Origin of the sequence: Oceanibacterium hippocampi (assembly GCF_900172325.1) — a bacterium.
GTDB classification, from domain to species: domain Bacteria; phylum Pseudomonadota; class Alphaproteobacteria; order Sneathiellales; family Sneathiellaceae; genus Oceanibacterium; species Oceanibacterium hippocampi.
In genome coordinates, this window is record NZ_FWFR01000003.1 from 701,646 (window position 1) to 720,120 (window position 18,475).

An 18,475-nucleotide genomic window follows, 5' to 3' on the forward strand; every position below is an offset into this window, starting at 1 on the left:
ATGGATCCGATCCTTCAGTATTTCGTCGAACTCGGTTACTGGGGCTGGTTCATCCTGGGCGGCCTGCTGCTGATCCTCGAGATCTTCGCCCCCGGCACGATCTTCCTCTGGCTCGGTGTGTCGGCGGGAATCACCGGCTTCCTCGCGCTGTTCTGGCCGGACGCGAACTGGGAAACGCAGTGGCTCACCTTCGCGGTGCTGTCGGTCGTCAGCATCGCGTTGTCGCGTTACTACCTGCGGCGACATCCGATCGAGAGCGACGACAACAATCTCAACCAGCGGGGCACGGCGCTGATTGGCAAGAAGCTGACCCTCGTGACCGCGATCAGCGCCGGACGCGGCCGCGCACAGGTCGACGATTCGACCTGGACCGTGGAAGGTCCCGATCTGCCGGCCGGAACGGTCGTCGTCGTCAAGGCGGCGCAGGGGACCATTCTCGAGGTCGCCCCCCTCGACGGCGAAAAACCTGCGAGCAGCCCCGCCGCCTGACAAGCCCGGGCCACGGCCCCCTTGCAAGGCGCAGGCGCATGCCTAGACTGCCGCTCAGGACAAACCGGGGAGATCGGCATGGGCGAATTCGTGCAACTGACGGCGGCGGACGGGCATCGCCTGCAGGCATACAAGGCGGTGCCAGGCGGCACGGTTGAAGGCGCGATCGTCGTCATTCAGGAGATTTTCGGCGTCAACAGCCATATCCGGAGCGTCTGCGACGGTTTCGCCGGCGACGGCTACCTCGCGATCGCACCGGCCCTCTTCGACCGCACCGAGCGCGACATCGAACTCGGCTACGCGGCCGACGACATCGCTCGCGGGCGTGCCCTGAAGGGCGAAGTCGGATACGACGAGGCCCTGCTCGACACCGCCGCCGCCATCGCCGCGCTGGGCGACCGGCACCGGGTCGGCATCGTCGGTTACTGCTGGGGCGGCTCGGTCGCCTATCTCGCCGCCTGCCGCCTGGACGGCCTGTCCGCGGCGGTCGGCTATTACGGCGGACAGATAGCGGACTTCGCGGCCGAGACACCGAAGGTCCCGACCATGCTGCATTTCGGGCGCAGCGACGCCTCGATCCCGATGGCGGCCGTGGAGAAGGTCCGGGCCGCGCAGCCGGGCGTGGAATGCCACCTCTACGATGCCGGCCACGGCTTCAACTGCGACCAGCGGGGCTCCTACGACAAGACATCGGCGGCGGTTGCGCGGGAGCGCACGCTCTCCCATTTCCTCCAGCATCTGAGGGGCTGAGCGGCCTCAGACGAAGTCGAGCGTCACGCCGCAGGCATCCGCCGGCGCGACGCGGATTCCGGTCGCCGTGTCCCGATGGGGCACCCCGTTCCGGGCCAGGACGTCACGCGCGGCCGCCGGGCCGCCGCAATCGATCTCGAGTCCGACCAGCGCCTCGTCCGACCCACCGGCATCCGGATAGTCCGCGGCGGCACGCGCCGGTGAGAGGAAGCGGATCGTCGTGCCGCCGAGATCGAGACGCAATTCGTCCGCGTCGTCGTGCCGGACCGCGTCCGGCCCAAGCAGCCGGACATAGGCGACGGCCAGCGAGGCGGGCGCCACATGGCGGGCGACGATGGCACTGACCCGACGCGCCCCGTTCGCATGGACGAGCCATTCCCGTCGCCGCATCAGTTCCGGCGTGAGATGCTGGACGATGAACAGCCGGAGTCCCGGAACCTCCTCGGCCGGCAGGTGGACGAGAGCGAAGCGGGGCTCGACGTCGCCTTCCCGCAGCTCGAGCTTTCGCGACAGGTCGCGCAACGGCGACGGCGCAAGTCCGCCTGCCGAGAGCTGCTGCCGAGTCGCGGGCGCGTCGCCACTGGCCAGCGCCAGTCCCAGGAGTCCTTCGCCCCGGGCCTCGAGGAATCTGTCGAGACCGTTCGATTCCCCGCCTGCCTCGACGATCCCGAGCAGCTCGAGATAGTCGTTCTCGAACATGATGCAGTAGTTCGCCGTTGCCCAGCCGGTGTGCCGGCCGCGGGGCGTCATGGTGAAGCCCAGGCGCTCGTAAACGGCGCGCGCCGCCTCAAGGCCCGCGACACCGATCAGAACATGGTCAAGGCCGGTGATCCCGTGGGCGAGCCGCGACGGCGCGGCGGGCGTCGGCCGGGACACGGTCAGTCGCCCTCGAACTGGCAGAGCGAGCGGACCCGGATCCCGAGGGTGTCGAGCCGCTCGCGGCCGCCCAGCGCCGGCAGTTCGACGATGAACGCGGCGCCGACGATCTCGCCGGCCATCCGGCGGATCAGCTTGACCGCCGCTTCCGCCGTGCCGCCGGTCGCCAGCAGGTCATCGACAATCAGCACGTTCTCGCCGGCCACGATCGCATCCTGGTGGATCTCCATCACGTCCGTGCCGTATTCCAGCTCGTATTCCTGCTGCTCCGTCTGCCAGGGCAGCTTGCCCTTCTTGCGAACGGGCACGAACCCGACACTGAGCTGGTGCGCGACCGCGCCGCCGAGAATGAAGCCACGCGCCTCGATCCCGACCACCTTGTCGATCCGGTCGCCGGCATAGGGCCAGACCAGTTCGTCGACCGCCCGGCGAAAGCCGCGCGCGTCCTGCCAGAGCGTGGTGATGTCGCGAAAAATGATCCCCGGCTTCGGATAATTCGGAATCGAGCGAATCAGCGATTTGACGTCCATTCGGCGATGGCTCCCGTCAGGCTTTGAGAAGGCGGCCGGCGACCGCATCGAGGCGCCGGAGCAAATCCGGGTCGCGCGCATCCGGCGCGGTGATCAGGGCATTGTCGAGGGCATGATGACAACCCTGCCCGCAGGGCCCGCGGCGTCCGGCGAGCACCGGCGCCGTGCGACGCACCAGATCGCGTGCCTTGTCGGCGTTCGACAGCAGGACCTCGATGATCGCCGAGACCTCGACATGATCGTGGTCGGGATGCCAGCAATCGAAATCGGTCACCATCGCAACGGTGGCGTAGCAGAGTTCGGCTTCCCGGGCGAGCTTGGCCTCCGGCATGTTGGTCATACCGATGACGTCGCAGTTCCAGCTCCGGTAAAGCTCAGATTCAGCGCGCGAGGAGAATTGCGGCCCCTCCATCGCCAGGTAGGTGCCGCCGCGAACAACCGGGATATCGCCGGCCCGCGCCGCCGTCTCGAGCGCATCGCCGAGCCGCCCGCAGGTCGGGTGGGCCATCGACACGTGGGCAACGAGGCCCCTGCCGAAGAAGCTCTTCTGGCGCGCGAAGGTGCGGTCGATGAACTGGTCGACCAGCACGAAGGTACCGGGCGGCAGGTCATCGCGGAACGAGCCCACGGCGCTGAGCGAGAGAATCTCGGTGACGCCGGCCCGTTTCATGCAGTCGATGTTGGCGCGGAAGTTGATGTCGCTCGGACCGAGCGGATGGCCGCGCCCGTGACGTGGCAGGAAAACCAGTTGGACGTCGCCAAGGCGACCGAAGAAGAGCGCGTCGGAGGGCTCGCCGAACGGCGATTCCACCCGCTCCCAGCGGGTGTCCTCGAGGCCCTCGATATCGTAGACGCCGCTGCCGCCGATGATGCCGATGACCGGCGTCGTCTCGCCGTCGCCCATTGCCTGTCACTCCCTGTTACGAAGCCATCGCAGTCTGCCCCGCCCCCCGGGCCCGATCAAGCGGGCCGGTCGCCGCCGCGATTGCAAGGAAAAGGGCCGCGACAGGGGCCGCGGCCCTTTGGCCGATTCAGTTCGTCAGTCCCGTGCCTGTCCGAGCGCGGGCTCAGTGCAAGTCGGACCAGACCTTGCGCTTCACGGCATAGAGAAGCCCGGTCAGCACGATGAGGAAGATGATCACGCCGATGCCGGTCTGCTTGCGCGCTTCCATCTTCGGCTCGGCCGCCCAGGCGAGAAAGACGGTGACGTCCTTCGCCATCTGGTCGACGGTCGCCGGCGTGCCGTCGGAATATTCGACCTGATCGTCGAACAGCGGCGGCGGCATGCCGATCCCGCCACCCGGGAAGTACTTGTTGTAGTGCATGCCTTCGCGCAGCTCGACATCGGCCGGCGGCTCGCTGTAGCCCGCCAGGATGGCGTGGATGTAATCCTCGTGCCCTTCCCGCGCCTTGACGATCAGCGAAAGATCCGGCGGCAGGGCGCCGCCGTTCGCCGCCCGCGCCGCCTTGTCGTTGTCGAACGGGCTCGGGAAACGATCGGCCGGGATGCCCGGACGCTCGAACATGTCGCCGGCGTCGTCGGGACCGTCGGTCACCTCGTATTCGGCGGCGAAGGACTTCACCTGGTCCGCCGAATAGCCGAGATCGGTCAGGTTCCGGAAGGACACCAGCCGGAGCGAATGGCAGGACGAGCAGACTTCCTTGTAGACCTGCATGCCCCGTTGCGCCGCCGCCCGGTCGTAGGTGCCGAACGGACCGCTGTGGTGCCATTCCAACTCGGGCGGCTCGGGGGTCCCTTCGGACGCGGCCAGTGCCGCGACGCTGAAGCCGAGGGTGAGGGCGATTCCGGCTCCGGCCAGACGAAGTGCCTTGAGCATCATGCTTTCTCCTTGGCCGGAGTGGATGCCTGGCCATTGCCGAGAACCGATTCCGCGATGCTCTTGGGCAACGGCTTCGGCTGCTCGAACCAGCCGACCAGCGGCATGATGACCAGGAAGTGCAGGAAGTAGTACGCGGTCGCGACGCGGCCGAAGACGATGAACCAGCCTTCCGGCGGCTTGCCGCCGATGTAGGTCAGCGCGACCACGTCGATCACCAGCAGCCAGAACAGCTGCTTGTAGATCGGCCGGAACCGTGCCGAGCGCACCCGCGAGGTGTCGAGCCAGGGCAGGACAAACAGGATCAGGATCGCCGCGAACATCGCGATCACCCCGCCGAGCTTGTCCGGAATGGCCCGCAGGATCGCGTAGAACGGCAGGAAGTACCATTCCGGCACGATATGCGGCGGCGTCACCAGCGGATCGGCCGGCGTGTAGTTGTCCGGATGTCCGAGCATGTCCGGGCTGTAGAACACGAACAGGCAGAAGATGATCAGGAACACGCCGATCCCGAACAGATCCTTCACCGTGTAGTAGGGATGGAACGGGATCTGGTCCGCCCGACTTTTCATGTCGAGGCCGGTCGGGTTGTTCGAGCCGTGCTCGTGAAGCGCCCAGATATGCAGGATGACCACGCCGACGAGCACGAACGGCAGCAGGTAATGCAGGCTGAAGAACCGGTTCAGCGTCGGATTGCCGACCGAGAAACCGCCCCAGAGCCAGGTCACGATGCTTTCGCCGACCCCCGGTATGGCCGAGAACAGGTTGGTGATGACCGTCGCGCCCCAGAAGCTCATTTGGCCCCAGGGAAGCACGTAGCCCATGAAGGCGGTCGCCATCATCAGCAGCAGGATCACCAGGCCGAGCCACCAGAGGATCTCGCGCGGAGCCTTGTAGGAACCGTAATAGAGACCGCGGAAGATATGGATATAGACCGCGATGAAGAAGAAGGACGCGCCGTTGGAATGCAGGTAGCGGATCAGCCAGCCGTAATTCACGTCGCGCATGATGCGCTCGACGCTCAGGAAGGCCAGATCCGCGTGCGGCGTGTAATGCATGGCCAGCACGATGCCGGTCACGATCTGCAGAACCAGCATCATCCCGGCGAGGCTGCCGAAATTCCACCAGTAGTTCAGATTGCGCGGCGCCGGATAGGCGACCAGCGTGCCATGCACGAGAGAGAAGATTGGAAGCCTGTACTCGACCCACTTGACGATCGGGTTCTTGGGCTCAAAAGGCGTCATCGACGACATGCTGCTGTCCCCTTACCCGATCTTGATGCGGTCATCGCTGATGAACTCGTACTCCGGCACGACCAGATTGGCCGGCGCCGGGCCCCGGCGGATCCGGCCCGAGGTGTCGTAGTGCGAGCCATGGCACGGGCAGAACCAGCCGTGGTAGTCGCCCGCATAGCCGAGCGGGATGCAGCCCAGATGGGTGCAGACGCCGACGAGGACGAGCCACTGCGCCTCGCCTTCCTTGACGCGCGCGGAATCGGCCTGCGGATCGGGCAGGTCATCGAGCGGAACCGCCTCGGCCTCCTCGATCTCGGCCGCCGTGCGATGGCGGATGAAGACCGGCTTGCCGCGCCATTCCACGGTAATCGCCGAGCCTTCCGCGACACCGGAGATATCGACCTCGATCGAGGCCAGCGCCAGCGTGTCGGCGGCCGGGTTCATCTGCGCGACAAACGGCCAGACCGCTGCACCCGCACCAACGACGCCAAAGGCGCCCGCAGCGATATAGAGGAAGTCGCGGCGTTTTACGCCGTCGTCACCGGCGCTCACTTCCGGGCTTGCGGTCGTCATTCGGGTCCCTCAATTTACCTCGTGAATGCGGCACCCTGTCCGTGCCACGACAACGATTCCGGCCCCCTCAACAGAGCCTTGTCAATGGTCCGCGACACCATGGGGAGTCAGCTACCACCGGCGGCTTCGTCTAGCACAATACTTTTTCACTGGCAAACGCTAGCAGGTGCCTGATGCGGCTGGCCCTTTTCGAACCGGACATTCCACAGAACGTGGGCGCCGCGATCCGGCTCGCCGCCTGTCTCGGCGTTGCCCTCGATATCGTCGGACCCTGCGGCTTTCCGCTCGGCGACCGCGACCTCAGGCGCGTGGCCATGGATTACGGCGCACTGGCGGACGTCACGCGGCACGTTTCCTGGGCGAGTTTCACGGCGACCCGCGCCGAGGGCCGGCTGGTCGTGCTGTCGACCGGCGCCGAGACCGCCTACACGGAATTCCGGTTCGCCGCCTCCGACATACTGCTTATGGGCCGAGAAAGCGCGGGCCTGCCCGCGCCGGTCCAGGCCGGCGCCGACGCGCGCCTCACGATCCCGATGGCGCCGGGCGCGCGCTCCCTGAATGTCGTGGTCGCGGCCGCGATGGTGCTTGGCGAGGCGCTCCGCCAGGATCGCGCCCGGAACGGCTGAGTGGCGCACGCGGCTTCCGAAAGCCCGCCGCCTGTGCTAGCCAGCCCCGATCGGATCGGCGAGACAAGCGGAGCGGCAAACGATGACGGATGTAACCACGGCAACGGTCGAGGCGCGGAAGAAACAGGCATCCGACTGGTTTCGCGAGCTCCGGGACCGGATCTGCGCGGCTTTCGAGGCGATCGAGGAGGCCTCCGACGGACCGCTTGCCGAGGCGCCGGCCGGCCGTTTCGAGCGGAAGCCGTGGGAGCGGCCGGAAGGCGGCGGCGGCGAGATGTCGGTCATGCGCGGCCGCGTCTTCGAGAAGGTCGGGGTCAACATCTCGACCGTCCATGGCCGCTTCTCCGAGGAGTTCCGCAAGTCGATCCCCGGCGCCGCCGACGACGGCCGGTTCTGGGCGTCCGGCGTCTCGCTGGTCGCGCACATGCAGTCGCCGCGCGTCCCGGCGGTACATATGAACACGCGACATATTGTCACGAGCAAGGCCTGGTTCGGCGGCGGTGGCGACCTGACCCCGATGCTGCCGAACGATGCCGACCGCGAGATCTTCCATGCCGCCTTCAAGGCGGCCTGCGACAAGCACGATCCGGAGTATTACCCGCGCTTCAAGAAGTGGTGCGACGAGTATTTCTACCTGCCGCACCGGCAGGAGCCGCGCGGCGTCGGCGGCATCTTCTATGACTATCTGGAGAACGACTGGGAGGCGGATTTCGCCTTCACCCGCGATGTCGGACTGGCTTTCCTGGACGTCTATCCGAAGATCGTCCGCGCCCACATGAATGAAGGCTGGACCGAGGCGGAACGGGAAACCCAGCTGGTCAAGCGCGGCCGCTACGTCGAATTCAACCTGATCTACGATCGCGGGACGCTGTTCGGACTGAAGACCGGCGGCAACATCGACGCGATCCTGATGTCGATGCCGCCGACCGCGAAATGGCCGTGAGCCGGGAACGGCCCTGACCGTGCCGCTGGCGGCGGGCTAAAGGCTTCGCTAAAGTGCCGCCTGCCTGACAACGAGGAGGAACCTCCCTTGCAACCGAGCCGGCTTGCGGCACGCCTTGTCGCCACCTTCATGCTGATCTCCCTCGCCGCCCTTTCGGGCGCCGGCCGCGCCTCGGCCGCCGACCTGAAGATCGGCGCCTTCGTCGGCAGCTGGCAGGGCAGCGCGATTTCGGAAAGCGAGATCAGCGTCAACTTCCAGATCACCGCGCGCGATCTCGATGTCGTCCTTCGTACCGATGACGACGGCGGCTTCACCATCACCTGGTCGACCGTGCTGCGCCAGAAGGGCGACCCGGGCAAGCCGGCCGAGGTCCTGAAGCAGACCACACGAAGCTTCCTGCCGAGTGCGAGGCCGGGCGTCTGGTCTGGCGGCGGCGACGCGCTTCTCGATCCGCCGTACATCTGGGCGCGGATCGCCGGCAACAGCCTCCGCATCTACTCGCTGGCGGTTTCCGACAGCGGCGCCTACGAGATGCAGGTCTACGACCGGACCCTGAGCGGCCTTGGCATGGAACTGGAATTCCGCCGCATCATCGACGGCGAGACGGCGCGAACCGCCAGGGGCCGCCTGATCAAGGTCGCGGACTAGTCCGCCCGGCCGTTCGCGAGGACGCGAGCGCGTCTGTCCCGTCGAGTAGGCCTGCTCCCCTGCACCGGCTCCCGTCGGCCATCGAGCATCCCTTTCGAGTCGACCTGTTTCTGCGCGCCGCGCGCCGCCGCGCCGCCTCGCCGCGCATCCTCGCCGGTCGCGATTCTTCGCGATAGACCAACGGTTCGAAGGTGGCCAGGGTATCCGGAGAACGAAAAACAAGAAAAACCCGGGACAAATGGAGGCGACCGATGAACATCCAATCGACGAGCGTTCTCAGTGACGACGAGCAGCGTATCCTGAGCCGGATTGCGCACTATGGAATAACGGATCAGTACATCGATACTGACGAATCCCTGTGGCATCCCTTCGTGGGTGACGAGCTGATGCTCAAACCCCTGCGCTTCGACCTTAGGAATTCCTTGTATGTCTGCATATTGTGGGCAAAGCAGCCCGGCGTCCTGGGTCGTCATCGTCATCGCAGCCCCGTCACGGGATTTACTCTCGAAGGCGGATGGCGCTACGCTGAGTATGATTGGGTGGCCAAGCCTGGCGATCTGGTTCAGGAGAATCCTGGCGCGATCCATACCCTGATCGCCGAGAAGGGCATGAAGACCTTGTTTTTCGTCAATGGCTCGCTGGAATTCTACGATGAGCATGACGTGTTGCAGGACACCATGGACGTCTTCTCCTTCCTGGATCTCTACGTGTCGCATTGCGATGCGAACGGCCTGCCCGTGAACGAGCGTCTGATCTTCTGACAATGTCCCGATAGGGACTTTGCGCAGGGCGTTCCAATGGAGGCTGCTATGGGGAATGGCGGTTCCACAGGGAAACGAAGCGACAATGCGCCGAGTGCCGCGGAAGCGCAGCTGTCGGTTCAGCGTGAATTGCGTCGGAACATCCTCGACGACGCTTCCGGGCCGCAATGGGCGCAGGCTCGCGACCTGGCCGCCCACATGCTGCTGCATCTCGATTCTCCTCTCGACTGCTCACGAATTGCCAGTCGATGGATCAGGGAGGCGTTCCGCTGCGATCGCGCGGATATCGGCCTGGGCAGCCCTTCCGATCAGTTTTACGCGCCGGGCTTCGCGGAATCACGGTCGCCCGACGATGAAATCGTCTCGATCGCCGGATTGTCCGTCAACAATCGGGACAAGGGTGTACGCGCGCTGTGGTTCTCGGAACGACCGCTCGTCTATGCGGATCTTTCCCAGGAGTCCCGTTTCGGAACGGAATTGCGGCGCTGGTTCCTGAAGAACGGCGTGCGATCGAAGCTCGCCTGGTCGATTTCCAATCGAGGCGCGCCGCTCGGCTTGATCTGCATCGACTGGATCGAGCAACCGTTACCCTGGAGCAGCGCCCTCGTCGATCGTTTCCAGGATGTCTGCGACGGAATACTGAACCCGATCATCGGATCCAGTTTCGCCCTGAACGCAGCATACGGTTGCGGAGATGCTTCTGATTCCGGCCTCAGGTCGGCAGACGGATCGGTCCACGACGCGGACATTACCTGCCTGTTGAAGCATCTCTCGGACGCGGAACTCAGGGTAGCGCAACTCGCCGCCTGCGGATTGAGATACAAGGAAATCGCTTTTGCACTGGATCGATCGTTTTCGACCATCGATCATCAGTTGCGCAGCGTCAGAACGAAACTGAATGTGCGCAACCAGGCCGAGCTCGTGGGGCTACTGGCGCGTTACGCGCCGAAATTCAAGCAACGGCAAGGGGTGAACTAGCCTCTCTGAAGCCAGCCTGTTGAGCGTCGACGGCCGGAACCGCGTCCGATCCGCCCGAACCCCGGTTCGGGCGGATCGGCTTTCGTTCGGACATTCAGTCAATCTCGTCCAGGTCGTAGACCCGCATCGCAGTGCCGCGGAACAGGCGCTCCTGCTCGTCCTCGGAGAAACCGGCGGCAATCTTCTTGAAGGCATTCCAGAGCACCGCGTAGGAAACCGAGAGCCGGTCGACCGGGAAATTGCTCTCGAACATGCAGCGGTCCGGTCCGAACAGATCGATGCAATGCAGGTAGATGTCGCGATGCGCGGCGACGACCTCGTCCGAGCTCGCCGGCCGCTCGCGCTTGTGCCAGTCGTAGCCGTTGATCGGCATGGCCAGCCCGCCTAGCTTCACCGAGACATTGGTGCAGGTCGCGAGTTCCGCCATGTCCCGGCGCCAGCCGGCCAGCAGCTCGTCGCGCTTGCCCGCGTAGGGGCCGATGCCGACATGGCCGCCGACATGGTTGAGGATGATCCCGGTATCGGGGAAGGCGCGCGCCAGGTCGGTCAGTTCCGGGATCTGCGGATGATAGAGCCAGGCCTCGAAGGTCAGGCCCATCGGCGCAAGTTCCGCGAAGCCGGCGCGAAACTGCTCGGAAAGCAGCATCTCGCGCGGCGGATTGTGATGGCCGTTGTGGATCTCCTCGCTCGGATCCCACGAGGCGGCATGACGGATACCGCGGAAGTATCCCTTGCCCACCTCCAGATGCGCGGCAAGGACATCGGCGACCCTGGCGCCGAGCAGCAGATCCGCGTGACCGACGATCCCGCCGATCCGGGTCGTCGCGTCCGGGCGACGGGCCGATTCCTCGGCCATCGCCGCGACATACTCCGTTTCGCCGAGCGGCCGCATCTCCTCCGGGCCGTCGGTCCGGTAGTCGGACGTGCAATCGATGAACACGGTCTGTTCGATACGGTGGCCGCTGCCCGTGTCGGCGAAGAGATCGTCGAGATCGTACGTTCCCCACCTTGGCGATCCGGGCACCCTCCAGAGATGATGGTGCGGATCGACGATCGCCCGTGACGGGTCGATCACCGGCTCGATCACCTGGTCGAGCCAGGCCTGATGGGTCGCGTCGCGGGTCATCTGAACTCCTTAGCGTTGCACTCAGCGGGTTCCGAACAGACGGTCCCCGGCATCGCCGAGACCGGGTACGATATAGGCCTTCTCGTTGAGCTTCTCGTCGAGCGAGGCGACGAAGATCTGCAGCCCCGGATGGGCGTCCTGCACGACCTGCACCCCCTCCGGCGCCGCGACCAGCGCCATGAAGCGGATGCTCTCGTCCGGCACGCCATGCTCGTTCAGCAGGTCGACCGCGGCGGCCGCCGAATAGCCGGTCGCCAGCATCGGATCGACGGCGATGAAGATCCGCCCGGTCGGGTCCGGCAGCTTGTTCAGGTAATGCACCGGCCGCTTGGTGACAGGATCCCGGTACATGCCGAGATGGCCGACCCGGGCAGACGGCATGAGGTCGAGCAGGCCGTCCGCCATGCCGAGGCCGGCGCGCAGGATCGGCACGATCGCGACCTTCTTGCCTTCCAGCACGGGCGCCTCCATCGCGCAGATCGGCGTCTCGATCGTCTCGGTCGTCAGCGGCAGCTCGCGGGTGATCTCGTAGCCCATCAGCAGCGCGATCTCGCGCAGCAGATGGCGGAAGGTCTTGGTCGACGTCTCAGCGTTTCGCATGTGGCTGAGCTTGTGCAGGATCAGCGGGTGATCGAGGATGTGCAGCTTGGGGAAGCGCGGATCGAAGGCCATGGGCGGGTTACCTGATCGTGGGCGGAGATCGCCAATGTAGCGACCGCATCCGGCCGGCGGAAGTCCTCGCGGCACGCCTATTGCCGGCGGGCCGTCGGGACATTGCCGACCATGTCGCCTGTCCGCTGAACGGATGAGCCGCGCGGGGCAGCATTCAGCGGGCGGTGATACGCCCCTCCACCACGGGCGCAACCGTGCCCTGGCCGGCGATCCGGTCGGCGACCGCGCCGGCCATCAGCGGGCCGGCATTGCCGTCGACCAGCACCTCGCCCTCGAGAAAGGCCACATAGCCGTCGCCGCCACGGGCGAGGAAATCGTTGGTGGCGAGCCTGTAGCGCGCGGCCGGATCGAGCGGCGCATTGCCGACCGTCACCGAGACCACGCGGTCGCCCGCGGGCCTTGCCGGGTCATAGACGACGCGCATGCCGGAGACCTGCGGGAAGCGCCCGGCCCGGTCGGCGATGGCGGAGAAGCCGTTCTCCAGCGCCGCACGCAAGGCCGCACCGGAAATCCGCAGCAACACGAGCCGATTGCCGAATGGCAGTTCGCCCAGCACGTCGCGGCGGCTGAGCGTGCTGCCGGACGCATAGAGGCGGTCGCCCCGGATGCCGCCGCCGTTGGTCAGGGCGATATCGGCGCGCATCGTGTCGCGCATGGCGTCGGCGATCAGGTTGCCGATCGCCGCCTCTCGCTCGCGCACGGTCGAGCGGCGACTGTCGAGCTCGACCCGGGTCACCCCGACCGCATGGCCGAGTTCCGTGTCGAGCCGTGCCTCCATCGCCCCGGTCAGGGCAGCGATCGCGGGCGAGGGCTCGATCCCGTCGGTCGCCGTCATCCGCCAGCTCGGCGTGATGACAAGCCGCGGGCCGTCCCGTCCATCCACGGAATCGAGGACAACGTCGACGACGGCCGCGTAGCGGCCTTGCGAGCCCGGCTTCAGGATGAAGGCGTCTCCGTCATAGAAGGTGATCGGTTCGTGATCGTGACCGCCCAGGATGACGTCGATCTCCGGCACCTCGCGAGCCAGTCGCCGGTCGTCGGCCAGGTCCTGGTGGGTCAGCGCGACGATCACCACGGCACCTGCCGCCTTCAGCGCCGCGACTGCCTGTTGTGCCGCGGCGACCGGGTCGGCGAAGGCGACCGTCGCGCCGGGGCTGGAGACATCCGGCGTGGTCGTCGTGGTGAGCCCGAGGAAACCGATCGTATGGTCACCGACCATTCGGGTCGCGGTCGGAACCGCCCCGCCGATCGGTGCGCCCTCCTCCGTCACGTTGGCCGAAAGCCACTGGAACTCAGCCTCGGCCATGCGCGCCTTCAGGATCGCCGGCCCGAAATCGAACTCGTGGTTGCCGAGGGTCATCAGATCGAGGCCCATCGCGTTCATCAGCGCCACCATGTGCGCGCCCTTGTCGATCGAGGCGAGCAGCGACGGCGAGACCAGGTCGCCGCCATGGGTGAAGAAGACCGGCGGCCCGGCGCGGCGTTCCCGTTCCAGCACGGTCATGATCGCGGCCAGGCCACCCCGCCCGTCCGGATCGGCGAACTGGTCGACGTCGGCAACATGGACAATGGTGAAGCGCGCGCTGTCCGCCGCCTGCGCCGGGAGGCCCGGAACCGCGATTGCCAACGTCAGCGCAAGGAACAACCAGATGCGGTGAAGGAACATCGGAACATCTCCCGTTGCGTGTCCTGACCAATTGGACAAGAATCCCTTTCGCGCCGATTTCATGGCGGATATGATAGCCTGATAAGCGATATAAATTGCAGGGAGCAATGGGATGAAACGAATTGTGCTTGCCGCTCTCGCGGCGGCGGGAATGACGATGGGCGCCTCGGCATTTGCCGCCGACTTCACGCCTGCGATCGTCTTCGACATGGGCGGGAAGTTCGACAAGTCGTTCAACGAAGCCGCCTATCACGGCGCCGAGGCCTTCAAGAAGGACAGCGGCGTCGATTATCTCGAGTTCGAGGTGACGCAGGCGTCGCAGCGCGAGCAGGCGATGATGCGGATGGCCAAGAAGGGCGCCAACATCATCGTGGCGATGGGCTTCGCCCAGGCCGGCGCGGTCGAGAAGGCGGCCAAGGAATATCCGGACACCAAATTCACCATCATCGACATGGTGGTCGACCTGCCGAACGTGCAGTCGATCGTCTTCAAGGAGCATGAGGGCTCCTTCCTGGTCGGCATGGCGGCGGCCCTGGCCTCGAAGACCGGCAAGGTCGGCTTCGTTGGCGGCATGGACATTCCGCTGATCCGCAAGTTCGCGCAGGGCTATGTCGAGGGCGCCAAATACGCCAACCCGGATGTCGAGGTGTTCCAGAACATGACCGGCACCACGCCGGCCGCATGGAACGACCCGACCAAGGGCGGCGAGCTCGCGCGCAGCCAGTTCGACCGCGGCGCCGACGTGGTCTACGCGGCCGCCGGCGGCACCGGCATCGGCGTCTACCAGGCGGCCAAGGATGCCGGCAAGCTCGCCATCGGCGTCGACAGCAACCAGAACTACCTGCATCCGGGCACCATGCTGACCTCGATGATCAAGCGCGTCGACGTCGCCGTGGAGGAAGCCTTCACGTCGGCCAAGAACGGCACCTGGAAGCCCGGCATCCAGGTTCTCGGCCTTGCCGAGGGTGGCGTCGGCTGGGCGCTCGACGAGTACAACGAGAAGCTCGTCACCGACGACATGAAGGCGAAGGTCGAGGCGGCGAAGGCCGACATCATCGCCGGCAAGATCAAGGTGACCGACTACATGATGCAGAACTAGCCGGTTCGGGTACCCGCAACGGGAGACGATTGATGTCTCTACCGGCGCTGGAACTGCGTCAGATCAACAAGTGGTTCGGCCCGGTCCACGCAAACAGGGATGTTTCCTTTCGCGTGGACCGTGGCACGATCCACGGCATCATCGGCGAGAACGGGGCCGGCAAGTCGACCTTGATGAGCATCGTCTACGGCTATTACCAGGCCGACGGCGGGACCATCCTGGTGAACGACAAGCCCTGCCCCATCGAAACGCCGGAAGATGCGATCGACGCCGGGATCGGCATGGTCCACCAGCATTTCATGCTCGTCGATACCTTCACCGTCCTGGAGAATGTCATCCTCGGCGTCGAGGGCGGACCGGTCCTCAGATCGGGCATGGCGGCGGCGCGCAAGGAACTCGACCGCCTCGAGCGGGATTACGCGCTGCAGGTCGACATCGATTCCATGGTCGGCGACCTGCCTGTCGGGCTTCGCCAGCGGGTCGAGATCCTGAAGGCGCTCTATCGCGGCGCCGAGATCCTGATCCTTGACGAGCCGACCGGCGTGCTGACACCGCAGGAGGCCGACCACCTGTTCCGCATCCTCGCCAACCTGAAGGAACAGGGCAAGACGGTCATCCTGATCACCCACAAGCTGCGCGAGATCATGGCCATCACCGACAATGTCACGGTGATGCGCCAGGGCGCGGTCGTCGCCAACGTGCCGACGGCGGACACGACGCGCGAGAAGCTGGCCGAACTGATGGTCGGGCGCAGCGTCCTGCTGCGCGTCGAGAAGAAACCCGTCACGCCGGGCGAGGTGGTCCTCTCGGTGCGCGGGCTCAAGGTCACCGACGGAGCCGGCGTTCACCGGGTCAAGGACGTCTCCTTCGATGTCCGGGCCGGCGAGATCGTCGGCATCGCCGGCGTGTCCGGCAACGGGCAGTCGGAACTCCTCGAGGCGCTTGCCGGGATGCGGCCGATCAGCGGCGGCGAGATCGTCTACAAGGGGAAAAGCATCGCCGCCTCCGGCAAGATCGGCTCGCCCAGGGACCTGCGCCGGATCGGCATGGCGCACGTGCCGGAGGATCGGCACCGGGCCGGGCTGGTGCTGAGTTTCTCCGCCAACGAATGCACGATCCTCGGCTATCACGACGACGTGGCCTATAACGGCGGGCTGTTCCTCGACAACAAGGCGATGGTCAGGGAATGCGCCCGGCAGGAAGAAGCCTACGACGTCCGGCCGCAGAATCCGATGCTGTCGGCGTCCGGCTTCTCCGGCGGCAACCAGCAGAAACTGGTGCTGGCCCGCGAGATGGAACGCGATCCCGATCTGCTGCTGGTCGGGCAGCCGACGCGCGGCGTCGATATCGGTGCCATCGAGTTCATTCACCGGCGGCTGATCGAGATGCGCGATGCCGGCAAGGCGGTACTGCTGGTCTCGGTCGAGCTCGACGAGATCATGTCGCTGTCGGACAGGATCATCGTCATGTTCGATGGCGGCATCGTCGGGGAAGTTGACCAGGTCGGCGCCGAGGAAGCGACCATCGGCCTGATGATGGCGGGCGAACGGGTGGCGGCGTGAGCGTCGTCGGCAGCGCGCCGCAGAACGTCCCGCGCTTCGTCACCCTCGGACTTATTCCGCTCGCCAACCTGGCGGCCGCCTTCATCATATCCGGCCTCGTCGTCGTCATCGTCGGCGACGACCCGCTTCAGGCCCTGGAGGTGATGCTCTACGGCGCCTTCGGATCGGCCGAATCCTGGGGCTTCACGCTCTATTACGCGACCAACTTCGTGTTCACCGGCCTCGCCGTCGCAATCGCCTTCCATTGCGGGCTGTTCAATATCGGCGGCGAGGGACAGGCCATGCTTGGCGGTCTCGGCGTCGGCCTGGTCTGTCTCGGCTTCGACGACTGGCCGTTCGTCGTCGTGTTCCCGCTCGCCATCGTCGCCTGCGCCCTGTTCGGCGCCGCCTGGGCGTTCGTCCCGGGCTACCTGCAGGCCAAGCGCGGCAGCCACGTGGTCATCACCACGATCATGTTCAATTTCCTGGCCTCGGCGCTAATGACCTATCTGCTGGTCGAGGTCCTGATCGCACCCGGCCAGCAATCGCCGGAAAGCCGGGAGTTCGCGCCCGGCGCCTGGCTGCCCTATATGCACGACATGCTGCGCGCGATCGGCATCTCGATGCCGGAAACGCCGCTCAACCTCGCCTTCGTCGTGGCGCTAGCGGCCAGCGTGTTCGTCTATTACTTCGTCTGGCGGACCCGCTGGGGCTACGAGATCCGCACCGTCGGGCAAAACGAGACCGCTGCCGTCTATGCCGGCATCTCTCCGTCGAAGAACATCATTCTCGCGATGGCCATATCCGGGGCGCTGGCCGGTTTCGTCGGCCTGAACGAGATCATGGGCGTCCAGCATCGGCTGATCCTCGACTTCTCCGGCGGTTACGGTTTCGTCGGCATCGCCGTGGCCCTGATGGGTCGCAATCATCCGGTCGGGATCGCGCTCTCGGCACTGCTGTTCGGCGCGCTCTACCAGGGCGGCACCGAGCTTGCGTTCGAGATGGACAAGATCACCCGCGAGATGGTCGTCGTCATCCAGGGCTTCGTCATCCTTTTTGCCGGCGCGCTGGAGCACATGTTCAGGCCGCAGCTCGAGAGCCTGTTCACGCGCCGCTCGAACGCCGCCGCGCCGGCGGGGGAATAGCCGATGGCCGACGCCTTCCTTTACGTGCTCCTGATCCTCGACGCGACCTTCCGCGTGGCGACGCCGCTGGTGCTCGCCGCCCTGGCCGGGATGTTCTCGGAACGCTCGGGCGTCATCGATATCGGCCTCGAGGGCAAGATGCTGGGCTCGGCTTTCGCCGCCGCGGCCTGCGCCTCGGTCACCGGCTCGGCCTGGGCCGGCCTGCTGGTCGGCGTTGCCGCGGCCATCGCGCTCTCCATGCTGCACGGCTTCGCCTGCATCACCCATCGCGGCAACCAGGTGGTGTCCGGGATGGCAATCAACATCGTCGTCGCCGGACTCGCGCCGACCCTCGGTTTCGCCTGGTTCCACCAGGGTGGACAGACCCCGCCGCTCAGTGGCGATGCACGCTTCGCCTCGCTGACCCTGCCCTTCGCCGACGCGACCGCCGACTGGCCGATCATCGGGCCGCTCTATTCGGAACTGATCTCGGGCCACAACATCATCGTCTACATGGCCGCGGCTGCGGTGCCGATCGCCGCCTGGATCCTGTTCCGGACACGCTTCGGGCTGCGCATCCGGGCGGTCGGGGAAAACCCGCACGCGGTCGATACGGCCGGCATCTCGGTCGTCGCGATCCGTTACCGGGCCCTGATCGTCACCGGCATCCTCTGTGGCATCGCCGGTTCCTACCTGTCGATCGCGCACGGCGCCGGCTTCGCCCGCGACATGACGGCCGGCAAGGGCTACCTGGCACTGGCGGCGCTGGTCTTCGGCAAGTGGAAGCCGGTGCCGACGCTCTTCGCCTGCCTGCTCTTCGCCTTCACCGACGCGCTGCAGGCCCGGCTCCAGGGCGCCGACATCCCAGGCATCGGCGTCATCCCGGTCCAGTTCATCCAGGCGCTCCCCTATATCCTGACCGTCCTGCTGCTCGCCGGCTTCGTCGGCCGTGCCATTCCGCCGAAAGCAATCGGCCAGCCCTATGTGAAGGAACGCTGAG

20 protein-coding genes are annotated in these 18,475 nt (G+C 65.9%); 11 read left to right on the forward strand and 9 right to left on the reverse strand.

What is annotated here, in order from left to right; genetic code table 11:
• Both OCH7691_RS18680 and OCH7691_RS18685 read left to right on the forward strand, forming a co-directional pair.
• Nucleotides 1-489, forward strand: a complete 489-nt coding sequence (locus tag OCH7691_RS18680; protein ID WP_085885083.1) for an NfeD family protein — start codon at nucleotides 1-3, stop codon at nucleotides 487-489.
• Nucleotides 490-567: 78 nt separating this feature from the next.
• Nucleotides 568-1,239, forward strand: a complete 672-nt coding sequence (locus tag OCH7691_RS18685) for a dienelactone hydrolase family protein (protein WP_085885084.1) — start codon at nucleotides 568-570, stop codon at nucleotides 1,237-1,239.
• A gap of 6 nt (nucleotides 1,240-1,245) precedes the next feature.
• Here OCH7691_RS18685 and OCH7691_RS18690 read toward each other — a convergent pair whose 3' ends face one another.
• From OCH7691_RS18690 to petA, 6 genes are all read right to left on the reverse strand, one after another.
• Nucleotides 1,246-2,115 carry a VOC family protein gene (locus tag OCH7691_RS18690; RefSeq protein ID WP_176245158.1) on the reverse strand — a complete coding sequence of 290 codons (870 nt, stop codon included), beginning with the start codon at nucleotides 2,113-2,115 and terminating at the stop codon, nucleotides 1,246-1,248.
• A gap of 2 nt (nucleotides 2,116-2,117) precedes the next feature.
• A complete protein-coding gene (locus tag OCH7691_RS18695; RefSeq protein WP_085885086.1) occupies nucleotides 2,118-2,645 on the reverse strand; it encodes an adenine phosphoribosyltransferase in 528 nt (175 codons plus the stop codon).
• Between the two features lie 16 nt (nucleotides 2,646-2,661).
• On the reverse strand, nucleotides 2,662-3,549 hold the full coding sequence (locus OCH7691_RS18700) for an S-methyl-5'-thioadenosine phosphorylase (RefSeq protein WP_085885087.1): 888 nt from the start codon (nucleotides 3,547-3,549) through the stop codon (nucleotides 2,662-2,664).
• Nucleotides 3,550-3,712: 163 nt separating this feature from the next.
• On the reverse strand, nucleotides 3,713-4,486 hold the full coding sequence (locus OCH7691_RS18705) for a cytochrome c1 (RefSeq protein ID WP_085885088.1): 774 nt from the start codon (nucleotides 4,484-4,486) through the stop codon (nucleotides 3,713-3,715).
• Nucleotides 4,483-5,736: a cytochrome b gene (locus OCH7691_RS18710; RefSeq protein WP_085885089.1), complete on the reverse strand. Its 1,254-nt coding sequence runs from the start codon at nucleotides 5,734-5,736 to the stop codon at nucleotides 4,483-4,485. The genes OCH7691_RS18705 and OCH7691_RS18710 overlap by 4 nt, the downstream gene beginning before the upstream one ends.
• A 12-nt stretch (nucleotides 5,737-5,748) precedes the next feature.
• Complete coding sequence (gene petA / locus OCH7691_RS18715) at nucleotides 5,749-6,291, reverse strand: ubiquinol-cytochrome c reductase iron-sulfur subunit (RefSeq protein WP_085885090.1); 543 nt, start codon at nucleotides 6,289-6,291, stop codon at nucleotides 5,749-5,751.
• 173 nt (nucleotides 6,292-6,464) lie between these two features.
• Here petA and OCH7691_RS18720 point away from each other — a divergent pair, with 173 nt between their 5' ends.
• From OCH7691_RS18720 to OCH7691_RS18740, 5 genes are all read left to right on the forward strand, one after another.
• Nucleotides 6,465-6,917 carry a tRNA (cytidine(34)-2'-O)-methyltransferase gene (locus OCH7691_RS18720; protein WP_085885091.1) on the forward strand — a complete coding sequence of 151 codons (453 nt, stop codon included), beginning with the start codon at nucleotides 6,465-6,467 and terminating at the stop codon, nucleotides 6,915-6,917.
• 82 nt (nucleotides 6,918-6,999) lie between these two features.
• Complete coding sequence (hemF, locus tag OCH7691_RS18725; RefSeq protein WP_085885092.1) at nucleotides 7,000-7,860, forward strand: oxygen-dependent coproporphyrinogen oxidase; 861 nt, start codon at nucleotides 7,000-7,002, stop codon at nucleotides 7,858-7,860.
• Between the two features lie 87 nt (nucleotides 7,861-7,947).
• Complete coding sequence (locus OCH7691_RS18730) at nucleotides 7,948-8,508, forward strand: hypothetical protein (protein ID WP_085885093.1); 561 nt, start codon at nucleotides 7,948-7,950, stop codon at nucleotides 8,506-8,508.
• 251 nt (nucleotides 8,509-8,759) lie between these two features.
• Entirely contained in the window at nucleotides 8,760-9,269 is a 510-nt protein-coding gene (locus OCH7691_RS18735; RefSeq protein ID WP_085885094.1) for a 2,4'-dihydroxyacetophenone dioxygenase family protein, read from the forward strand.
• A 48-nt stretch (nucleotides 9,270-9,317) separates the two neighbouring features.
• Complete coding sequence (locus OCH7691_RS18740; RefSeq protein ID WP_176245159.1) at nucleotides 9,318-10,247, forward strand: LuxR C-terminal-related transcriptional regulator; 930 nt, start codon at nucleotides 9,318-9,320, stop codon at nucleotides 10,245-10,247.
• Nucleotides 10,248-10,341: 94 nt separating this feature from the next.
• Here the strand turns inward: OCH7691_RS18740 and OCH7691_RS18745 are convergent, their stop codons facing one another.
• From OCH7691_RS18745 to OCH7691_RS23040, 3 genes are all read right to left on the reverse strand, one after another.
• Nucleotides 10,342-11,373 (reverse strand): amidohydrolase family protein, encoded by a 1,032-nt coding sequence (locus tag OCH7691_RS18745; protein ID WP_085885096.1) that lies wholly within the window; start codon nucleotides 11,371-11,373, stop codon nucleotides 10,342-10,344.
• A gap of 21 nt (nucleotides 11,374-11,394) precedes the next feature.
• Nucleotides 11,395-12,045 carry a uracil phosphoribosyltransferase gene (upp, locus tag OCH7691_RS18750; RefSeq protein WP_085885097.1) on the reverse strand — a complete coding sequence of 217 codons (651 nt, stop codon included), beginning with the start codon at nucleotides 12,043-12,045 and terminating at the stop codon, nucleotides 11,395-11,397.
• A 154-nt stretch (nucleotides 12,046-12,199) separates the two neighbouring features.
• Entirely contained in the window at nucleotides 12,200-13,711 is a 1,512-nt protein-coding gene (locus OCH7691_RS23040; protein ID WP_176245160.1) for a bifunctional metallophosphatase/5'-nucleotidase, read from the reverse strand.
• Nucleotides 13,712-13,823: 112 nt separating this feature from the next.
• Between OCH7691_RS23040 and OCH7691_RS18765 the strand changes: the two genes are divergently transcribed.
• Genes OCH7691_RS18765 through OCH7691_RS18780 form a run of 4 tightly spaced genes read left to right on the forward strand, consistent with a single transcriptional unit; the run spans nucleotide 13,824 to nucleotide 18,474 of the window.
• Nucleotides 13,824-14,810, forward strand: coding sequence for a BMP family lipoprotein (locus tag OCH7691_RS18765; protein WP_085885098.1), 987 nt, complete (start codon nucleotides 13,824-13,826; stop codon nucleotides 14,808-14,810).
• 32 nt (nucleotides 14,811-14,842) lie between these two features.
• Nucleotides 14,843-16,372: an ABC transporter ATP-binding protein gene (locus tag OCH7691_RS18770; protein WP_085885099.1), complete on the forward strand. Its 1,530-nt coding sequence runs from the start codon at nucleotides 14,843-14,845 to the stop codon at nucleotides 16,370-16,372.
• Nucleotides 16,369-17,496, forward strand: a complete 1,128-nt coding sequence (locus tag OCH7691_RS18775) for an ABC transporter permease (RefSeq protein ID WP_085885100.1) — start codon at nucleotides 16,369-16,371, stop codon at nucleotides 17,494-17,496. The genes OCH7691_RS18770 and OCH7691_RS18775 overlap by 4 nt, the downstream gene beginning before the upstream one ends.
• A 3-nt stretch (nucleotides 17,497-17,499) precedes the next feature.
• Complete coding sequence (locus OCH7691_RS18780) at nucleotides 17,500-18,474, forward strand: ABC transporter permease (RefSeq protein WP_085885101.1); 975 nt, start codon at nucleotides 17,500-17,502, stop codon at nucleotides 18,472-18,474.
• Nucleotide 18,475 lies beyond the last annotated feature (1 nt).